This window comes from Photobacterium sp. OFAV2-7 (assembly GCF_022347985.1).
Classification (GTDB): Bacteria; Pseudomonadota; Gammaproteobacteria; order Enterobacterales; family Vibrionaceae; genus Photobacterium.
In genome coordinates this window covers 1-9,141 of sequence record NZ_JAKRFQ010000101.1, presented here as the reverse complement: position 1 = coordinate 9,141, position 9,141 = coordinate 1, and the positions used below count along the sequence as shown (strand labels likewise).

The 9,141-nt window shown below is 39.0% G+C and carries 9 protein-coding genes; 7 read left to right on the top strand and 2 right to left on the bottom strand.

Features of this window, described 5'->3' with window-relative positions; translation table 11 throughout:
* The 4 genes from MHN01_RS08385 to MHN01_RS08370 all read left to right on the top strand — a co-directional run.
* Positions 1–1,621, top strand: a 1,621-nt coding sequence (locus MHN01_RS08385) for an NB-ARC domain-containing protein (RefSeq protein WP_239410933.1), incomplete at its 5' end; no start/stop codon positions are given.
* The gene (locus MHN01_RS08380) at positions 1,614–2,876 is read left to right on the top strand and encodes a hypothetical protein (RefSeq protein WP_239410932.1); all 1,263 of its coding nucleotides are present in this window, start codon (positions 1,614–1,616) and stop codon (positions 2,874–2,876) included. The genes MHN01_RS08385 and MHN01_RS08380, both read left to right, overlap by 8 nt.
* A gap of 372 nt (positions 2,877–3,248) precedes the next feature.
* On the top strand, positions 3,249–3,917 hold the full coding sequence (locus MHN01_RS08375; RefSeq protein WP_239410931.1) for a hypothetical protein: 669 nt from the start codon (positions 3,249–3,251) through the stop codon (positions 3,915–3,917).
* A gap of 163 nt (positions 3,918–4,080) precedes the next feature.
* Positions 4,081–4,659, top strand: coding sequence for a hypothetical protein (locus MHN01_RS08370; RefSeq protein WP_239410930.1), 579 nt, complete (start codon positions 4,081–4,083; stop codon positions 4,657–4,659).
* A 1,046-nt stretch (positions 4,660–5,705) separates the two neighbouring features.
* Here the strand turns inward: MHN01_RS08370 and MHN01_RS08365 are convergent.
* Together MHN01_RS08365 and MHN01_RS08360 are read right to left on the bottom strand one after the other, a co-directional pair.
* A complete protein-coding gene (locus MHN01_RS08365; RefSeq protein WP_239410929.1) occupies positions 5,706–6,248 on the bottom strand; it encodes a hypothetical protein in 543 nt (180 codons plus the stop codon).
* Positions 6,241–6,726 (bottom strand): Panacea domain-containing protein, encoded by a 486-nt coding sequence (locus MHN01_RS08360; protein WP_239410928.1) that lies wholly within the window; start codon positions 6,724–6,726, stop codon positions 6,241–6,243. The genes MHN01_RS08365 and MHN01_RS08360 overlap by 8 nt, the downstream gene beginning before the upstream one ends.
* A gap of 272 nt (positions 6,727–6,998) precedes the next feature.
* On the opposite strand from MHN01_RS08360, the gene MHN01_RS08355 reads away from it, so the two are divergent.
* From MHN01_RS08355 to MHN01_RS08345, 3 genes are all read left to right on the top strand, one after another.
* Positions 6,999–7,178 (top strand): hypothetical protein, encoded by a 180-nt coding sequence (locus MHN01_RS08355; RefSeq protein ID WP_239410927.1) that lies wholly within the window; start codon positions 6,999–7,001, stop codon positions 7,176–7,178.
* An 896-nt stretch (positions 7,179–8,074) separates the two neighbouring features.
* Positions 8,075–8,572 (top strand): hypothetical protein, encoded by a 498-nt coding sequence (locus tag MHN01_RS08350; RefSeq protein ID WP_239410926.1) that lies wholly within the window; start codon positions 8,075–8,077, stop codon positions 8,570–8,572.
* Positions 8,573–8,787: 215 nt separating this feature from the next.
* Positions 8,788–9,141, top strand: a 354-nt coding sequence (locus tag MHN01_RS08345) for a hypothetical protein (RefSeq protein WP_239410925.1), incomplete at its 3' end; no start/stop codon positions are given.

Genomic DNA, 9,141 nt, shown 5'->3' with positions numbered 1-9,141 from the left:
GGAGTTCCAAGAAAATTGGGTTATTCAGCAACTCCACAACAATTCTTACCCTCCTGAACATCCAGATTTTGATAAATATTGTCCTAATTGGTCTGATGTTATTCAACGCTTGTTAAAAAAAGGTTTGATACTCAAACCGCTCGCATTAAGCGATAGTGGTAAACTTTATGCAGAAGAATTCGAGTTACTTAACCCTAGAGGAATTCCAGTTTCACCAGACTTTAAGGTTCACGTTGCTCCAATTGCAACAGGAGCAGCAGTTGTAGAGGATGAAAAATTATTCGCTCGACTATCAAGTTCAATGCGAAAAGTACTAGGTGTCGACATGGAAACTAGTGCCCTTGGGTCCATTGGTGAAATAAATGATATTCCAGTGATCGTGGCTAAGGCTGTTTCAGACTTTGGAGACGATTTTAAGGATGATAGATATAGACACTTTGCGTCTCAAGCATCTGCAAGAGCTGTGATGCAGTTTTTGAAAGAGAATGCAGCTTTATTTGCATCGAATTCTATTGGTAAGCATTCGAAAGCATTTTCGACGGACTTGGTGGATGATGACCGCTACATCGATATGCGAGTCTTTAACAAACCAACGGAAGACTTTATTACCAATGCTCCTGTACCGCACAATGTGTTTATTGGCCGCGAACAAGATATCACGGAAGTATTGGAAATCTTATCCAACAAAAAGAATAAGATAGCAGTTGTACGTGGATGGCCTGGAGTAGGTAAAACAAGCCTCCTACTTAACATAGCCAATCACTCCTCGATCAAAAATAATTATGTTGATGGAGTGCTATGGACGTCATTAGGGCAAAAGCCGGATATCATGGGAGTACTAGCAGAGTGGGGAGGTATATTAGGTGATAATAGCATTTCTGAAATTCCATCTATCCCAGAGGCTATAAGACGACTTCAAATTTTGCTTCGGAAAAAACGAATGTTATTAGTTGTTGATGACGTATGGGAAGTACCAAATGGTGAAGTTTTCAGACAATTAGCTGTGGAAGATTGCCAAATAGTATTTTCAACAAGAGAAACTGTAGTTGCAGAGAATATTTCGCAACATGATTGCCCTGTTTTTGTATTACGTCCACTAACGCCTAAAGATGCATTCAAAGTATTCACAGTTCTAGCACCAGAAATTAGCAAAGACTGGGAGTTGGAGGTAAAAAAACTTTTAGCGTTTATAGAGAATTTACCTTTGGCAATACATGTCGCTGCGGGCATGCTTAAGACGGAGCAAAGCTTAGGTGAAGATCTTCGACCAGTATTTAATTCATTGGAAGATGGCATGGAACTATTGTCTCAAGACGCCCCATCAGACATGTCGAACCTCTATAGTCAAACTAGACCTACAGTTGCGCTCCTACTAGAAAAAAGCACCTCGCGTTTGAGCGAAACAATGCGAGGTTATTTTGCAGCAATGGGAGCTTTTGCACATAAACCGGCCCATTTTGATGTAACAGCATTTTCAGCAGTTTTAGGCATTTCCGATTATAAGCCAATCATTAGAGAACTTACATTGCGAGGTTTATTGGAAGTTACCAGTGAACAACGTTACCAAATGCACGCGCTTCTAGCAACTCATGCAGAGGCTATTTTGGATAGTTATGAATAATGAAAAACCCGGTTACAAGTTCAAAAAAGCACATGCGGACCATTATCTAAAAGTCCTTATAGAATCAGAGAAGTTCTATCGGCAGGGTGGAAACGAATCAAGTGAAGGACTTGCGATACTAGGTCGTGAAATGGGTCAAATAGCTCGTGCTCAAGATTGGTGCGCACAAGGAGCTCATAACGATATTATCAGAGCTAGGTTGTGTAGCGATTTTTGCAATCAAGCGCAACATATTCTGGATTGTTACATGCAACCGGAGGAATTGAAGCGTTGGAATTGGCAAGGTCTCAAAGCAGCACGGACTCTAGACGATTACTTTTCTTATAGTGAACACATATCACAATTAGCAAATGCAGCCCTTGGGCAAGGAAAATCATATAAAGCAGTACGCTTGTTAAAAACCGCACTAGAACTCATACCTTTAGCCCAAAAACCAGAAACTGAACATCTAAAGAGTAAAGCATATATTTTATGTAGTCTCGGGGTTGCATACTCGGAAGTAAACCAACCAGGTGAAGCACGTAAAGTTTTAGATAATGCACTTAAAATAGGAAACGAGCTTAGTGATGATTTAGCCAAACAAGTTGCATATATCAATTTAGCCCATATTTATCATCACGATCTCGATTTCCAGCAAGCCGAATTTTATCTAAACAAGTCTTTGCACTTGTCTGAGGCTACGGGGGATTTAAGTGGACAAAGCGTGGCATTAACTTCATTGGCAAATGTCTTTTGGGATTGTTATGAAGAAGATAGCGCCATGCTAGAAAAGGCAATTAACTACCTAGAGAAAGCATTAGGCTTTGCGCGGAAGCTAGGTGATAGTAATTTACAGTCGGAAATTATCTGTTCTTTATCAAAATGCCACTGGCAAATGTCTAATTGTGAGATTGCTTGGGATCTGGGTGTAGAAGCGATAGTGATTGTAAACCAACTAGGGAATCTAAGAATTAGAGTTGATGCCCAAATGAACTTAGCAAACATAGCGCTAGACAAACGCGAGAACGATGTTGCGAAGGCGTTGTTGGAAGAAGTCGTATCCACAGGTAAACATATTAGATACGATATAACTGTTGTTAACGGACTATATAACCTTGCATTACTCGCAGATGTAAATAAGCAAAAAGAACTAGCTTTGGAATATATTTCTCAAGCGTTGAATATATGCAACACACATGATTCTGACTGTGGTTTTGATGAAGTAAAAGAAGAAATAAATAAACTGATAAAAAAGATTACTGAATCTATAGAGTAAGATCACAAATGTTGTATCTACCAAAATAATCTTCAAAAATAGTTGGAAATAATCGCAAGCATTCCTACATTGCAGTTTTAGTCACATTATTTGTTCACAGCATGACTTGTAGTAGCTCATACTCAATCTGACAAATTTGCTGATGAGACATAACCAAATTGTACAGTGTGGCCCCTTCAAATGGTGACGTCGCAACTCACTATTGGACAAAAATGTGTTACTGCGTGAACTAAATTTAGCGCAGTGTCATTACCTAGAGTATTGCAAATCATCTAATCTTGTCAGCCAAACTCACTTATCACTAAAAACGTAATAAACTTGCCGCATGGCAATGTGGTAATCTAATCGTTCATATAATTCAGAGGGATAAATATGAATTCAAATGAGAGGGAGACTTTAAAAAAACAGCTATTGGAAGCGATAAGCTCAGGTAGTAAAGCTGAGCCAAATTCGTGGGAACGCGTCGAAGAAATAAGAAATGAGTTACAGACTGATACGAGTAATTATCCTTGGAGAGAAGCTGTAGAGGATCTATGGAAGGAAGTTTCATTCGCTCAACAAGATGATGTATGTATGGTAAACCGCGAAGATACAAACGGGCATACACCAATAGATAACCTCATAAATTGTGTAGAACGACCTCGTTACCCACCAATGGAAGTAATCATTGCAATAACAGAAGCATTTCAAGTTTACATGTTGGCTGGAGGTGATTTAGAACTAGAGGATGTGCTTTTTGGATCTCGCAAGAAAGGGATAGGTAACTATGCTGCTAGGCGAGCGAAGGAAAAAAGCTATAAAGATTTTGATACTTACGTTCGTATTGGTGGGATGTTCGAAGATACAGAGGACGCTAAAGCGACACACCAAAAAATGAGCTTAGAGGCCAAAGCTGTAGAATACTTAGCATTTGGTCGTAATCCAGTGTTCGCCAAAAGGCATGGCGCTAAACCAGACTACAACAACATGAGTGATCCTGAGAGTTACCTTAGAGGTTATAGAAGATGGAAACGGACAACTAAGGGCGATACATGTCCTTAACTCACACCTCTCAACACGAGATAATACAATTACACTAACAACTATTAAAGTGATTGTATGGAACTCATTATGATGATTTTGGAATTACCTCCATTAAACTTAGCTTTGATTTGTATACTATTACTTATCCTCAAGGATACTAAGAAATCTAAGGAGTAGTACGGTGGAATTGGCCGAAATTAATAAGCTTGAACACCAATTAAGTTTGCCTGTAGGTTTTTTTGAAGCGTTGCTTACGGAAGATGATTGGTCCTTTGTTATCAAACTCCACGCTTTAATTGAGGGGGCAATATCCCACCTTTTGATTACACATATTGATGAGCCTAATCTAGCAACAACTATCGCTCACCTTGAGCTGAGTAACACACGAACGGGAAAGATGGCGTTCGTTAAGTCGATGACATTACTCGAAAAGGATAGTCGGAGGTTTATCACCTCACTATCAGAGCTAAGAAACCAACTGGTACATAACATTTCAAATATTTCATTTTCTTTTAAGGGCTTACTGTCGAATTACACCGAAAAAGAGAAAGACGCATTCATAAAAAGGTTTGCCATAGTTCAGCCTCCGTTAAACGATAAACTACGGAGAGAAATGATATTGCACGATCCAAAGAAGACCATCTGGTTCAGTGCAATGACTATTCTACTATCTGTTCACTATAGAAATAAGACATTTGCACTTGAGCGGTATGTAAAAGCTCACTCTATTATGTTCGCCCCAGAAGAACAGTCTGATTAGAAAAAGTATGGGTAAACCCAGCACTAACATGGGGTTGCTCATGTGTTGTAAATTGAAATGGGGCAAAACTGAGTCTACAACACAGGTAAATGAAAGGAAGGCTCACAAATAAAAAGCCCCAATTGCGGGGCTTGATGATGATTCAAATCATTTATAGTACTGACAACGTCGCTTGGAGTTATGCTTCCAACTCTTTGCGAGGTCATACACATAAGATGGATAGTCATCCCAGGGATTAGCTAATGTTCTTCCCCTTGCAGCTCTTAGCTTGATTGGATACCCTTTACACTCGATTTCATGAAGAAAGAAATAGCTTTTTTCCTGTCTCGTTGAAAAGCGTTTATGAGTACCACTACGTACACTTGGGTAGACATCCCAACTATATCGACGATGGCATTTTATACAGCTTCGATACTGTTGTTTTAACTTTTTCATTTACCCTCCAGGTTTACATTACCTAGAAGGGATCCTCTGCAAAGTAGTTCATCTCGACTCCTACATGTGTTGCATAACAAACCATAGTTTAGCAAATTAGTCGCTATGAAAGTTGCGACAGACTGTTGCAAAATTGAAGGTGATCGTCAGCATCCTTTAGCCAGTTCTATCGTAATAATTACACGTTCTAAAACTGTTTGGGGCAAATGTCTGTTAGCAAATCGTATTAACTCCACAACGGCACTACTGCAGACACCTCAAAGCCTCCCATCTGACAAGCCTTTTTCCAAACCTATCAGAACGATCAGAGACCACATAGCACCGGAGAAAGACAGTAACAAGACCGTAACCCTGCCCTTCAGGTCTTCTTGGCTATGTTGATTAGTTTTTTTTTGCAGTTACCGGAGATTGTTGGATCTACTTAGATTCCATTACGTACAGATTGTGCACTTGATAATCAGGGTATGAACAGGAGTAAGATCTTAAAGGCGGATAAAGGGAGCTTATTGGATTGGAAAATGCACTGGTAAATAGAAAGGGAAACATTAGACTGAGGAGTATTTCATGTCAGCATCTTCAAGATTGATAACGAAGAGCTATAAAAAGGCGCATCATGCGCCTTTTTTAGATTCTTTTGATGAAAATTGTTCGGGTTTCACACCAAAAACAAGATAAGCAACAAACGCACCGATAACGAGTTGGTGCTCTGTTAGCAACGATTCAAGTGAAGTCCAAGCATACTTGATAACATTCTTAGTTGTCGCCGGGTCATTCACCACATCAAACGTGAAGCGTCCCATGATAACAACCAAATAGATAGCAGCTGCTGCGATAACACTTGCTAGACATTTAGTAATACAGCCTGCAATTAGTTTTTTGTTCTTTTCTTGACCAGCTAAGTGATCTGCTTTTGCTCCTTCAACAAGCTCATCACGACCAGGCGCTGTCCTGTACGTCGAAGTCTTCTGCTTTACTGTTGCCACAGCTTGCTTAGTATTTAAACTGTCGATTTGATCAAAAAGCTCTTTCCTTTCTTCCACTGGGGTAGAGTGAGCATCAGTAAGTGGAAGATCGGCTGTTTTCTTTTCTTCCACCGGGGTAGAGTGAGCATCAGTAAGTGGAAGATCGGCTGTTTTCTTTTCTTCGTTAGGCACTACCCAGCATTCCTTTGATTTCGTTTGTGTAAAATTGATCTACTAAACTCACAGGAATTTCCGTGTACATACCTGTTGGATCAAACACTGCTTTCCATGGGGTGCCATCTTCGTGCGTTAAACAACGTAAGCTCCACGCCGAAAACGATTTGTAGATATCCCAAACTTTAGTTAACACTTGAATATTTTCCGGGCTATTTACATTCGGGTAGTAAAGTCCCAATTCTTCGTCGAATTCAAACGCTTTCTCTTGAATTGCTCCTGAACCATATCTTTTTAGCTGATGATAAACGGTCGGAGAAACCGGACCGTGTTTCCATGCTTGAAAGCCTTCACCATCTGTTAGATCACGACCAGTTAAGGCAAGCGTCCAACCGTAGCCAATATACATAAGCTTTTGAAGTTTCAGATTTGATAGCTCGATATCTTCTTCTTTAGCTTTTTGGATAAAGAAGTTTGCTAGTGCTGCGCTACACATACAGACCTCCTCGTAAGTTACTGTATCTACCAACATAATACCGCACCTTGATCTTAATATAAAGATATGTTGACGGTTACTTATACTTAACTAAAAACAGGTACTAATAACTCACTTTGCGCTAACTAATTTCGTGGCAAAAACGTGCTCAGCTATGACCCATTGTAAGTCGCGATTGCATAAACTCACACTTGTTCCATCACAGTTGGTTTAGTTTTTCTCTTCTTAGTAAAGTGTCTATATGTATGGCATAGAACAAAAGGAGATACACTATGTTTGAATATGAACTTCAACAAGCGAGAGATAACTTTGAGAGTGCTCAAGAAAATCATAAGCAGATTGCTAGTGCTGTAAAAAGGGGAGAGGCTACTGAAGATGATCTCATGGATGCCATTGAGCAAATGCGCCAAGCCCAACAAGAGCTAGACGAAGCCAGAGAACTTTATTGCTAGCCATACTTTGCCTTTTGGTTATCTCTTAGACAAAGGGCATTTTGATAGACTGACTTGTTTTAATTGTTAGTTCACCTTGAGAAAAGGGAAGGTGATCTGTTCCAGCAATACTAGACAATCATCTAAGCGAATTGGAATTCCTATACTTTAACTAATTCAAGTATCACTAAATTAGCAATTGCGCTAAAACGGAAATGTCCAACAGCCTGTTGGAGCCGTGATGCAGAGTGCACAGAATCGTAAGACGGATTTGGACAAACACGTTCGTATCAGATTCGATGTATTACAGATTAAACAATGGATAGCTACTTGGTCTAATCGCAGACCAGACTGTATCAACGTTTTATGTACGCCTGAAAATTGGATCGCTACTAAGTTATTTTCTTCCTTACTAAACAGTGTGTTAAACATACTCTCAATGGCTTTGTTGCGTAAAAGAATAATCCACTGCAACCGTCATTCTTCAAGCAACAAAAAGGCCACTAAAGCCTGATGATTCAGCTAAACTTTGAAATGCAATTAGAGTTTTATTCCGATTTTAACGGCTAATTCTGCGTGAAATCGCTATTGCGCAACAAAGCCACTCTCAATAGAGCTAAGCCTACATATATACTTTCAATCCTTATGATCATTAATGGATCGCTTATATGCCAATAGCAAAAAAAATCGATATGTTGTTGATTTCAATGCACGATTCAGCCGTAAAAAATAGTGACTTATAGCTGTTAATCATATTCTATTTCGAGCTTAATCATCGTACTATTACTGTACAGGTTTACGTAAATCAAATTACAAAGGCCAGAAGTTGTCGAAAACAAAATCACTTCTATGATGCCAACATCTGTGAAAAGGCTATATTTAACAATAACTATCGTAAACTCTTTAGGAATTATATTTTGTCTCCTCAAACTACTGAATGCCCATTTTGTCCAATGAAGATCACTGCTAAGCAGCTTGTTGAGTATGCTTGGGATATGAATTTTCAGATTATGTCAGCTGATAGTTACTTGCTGAGAGATGGGTTTATTGAAGAGACATCAGAAATTGCAAGAAAGGTAGGCGTTGATGTGCATTACCTTGATTTTAGTCTCTATGATAATCCAGTAGAAGCGTTAACAAGTCTCGAAAATAAAAGCTTCCTTCATGCCATTGAAGATGGCACTAGACCAAGGTTACTCTGGTTTGATAACTGTGATTGTCTGGCACCTTTGTCATGCTCTTTAACATATTCATTGAGAAGCCTGTTAACAACACGATCCACAAACAATGTACAATGTGTATTTATTGCTAGAAAAGAAGCGCTTGAGCTTATGTTTAGCAACCATTCTGCTGCTTTCTACCACTCAAACTTTTCAATCACTCAACAAGTACCTTTTTCGCCTGACGTCAACTAAACACATAGTACCAGCAGCTGCTAAACCTTAATATAGTATGATTGCAGTATTACTTCAGATTATGCTTTATAAATTATAAGCTTAAATACAACAACACAAGTATTTTCGCATTGACATTCACTCAAGCCACACAAGAGTTTACTAACCTTCTTTGTACTGGTATTTTTTGATTGTATTGGTTTATGCTAGTTCCACACTTATCGAGATAGGTTGAAATGAATTTTCTAACTCAGGCATTGAGCAAAAAAGAAGTCATAACTCTCTTTGAGTCTCAACCTAAGGAGATAATGTTGCCAGGTTTTGAACTTCTTTCTGGTTACAAGCTCATGGTCAATGAAATAATTGATAATGAAAAGGAGGGTATAGTACAAAATTATTACTTACTTTGGGGCACTGATGAACAGGCCGAGATAGTGTATAAGATCAATAGCATTATCAATGATAGACCGATAAAGAAGTGCGCTCAGTTAACAATCTGTCGCCAACTTGCAGGTCCCCACAGTCACGTTTATTCAAAATTCATTCGCTCTATATTTGATTTTTTACTGCAATCATACAACATCATTATC

Coding starts and splice junctions, on each gene's coding strand:
- MHN01_RS08355 (WP_239410927.1), top strand. CDS start 6,999: ATGTTTGAATATGAACTTCAACAAGCGAGAGATAACTTTGAGAGTGCT.
- MHN01_RS08375 (WP_239410931.1), top strand. CDS start 3,249: ATGAATTCAAATGAGAGGGAGACTTTAAAAAAACAGCTATTGGAAGCG.
- MHN01_RS08380 (WP_239410932.1), top strand. CDS start 1,614: ATGAATAATGAAAAACCCGGTTACAAGTTCAAAAAAGCACATGCGGAC.
- MHN01_RS08360 (WP_239410928.1), bottom strand. CDS start 6,726: ATGTGTAGCGCAGCACTAGCAAACTTCTTTATCCAAAAAGCTAAAGAA.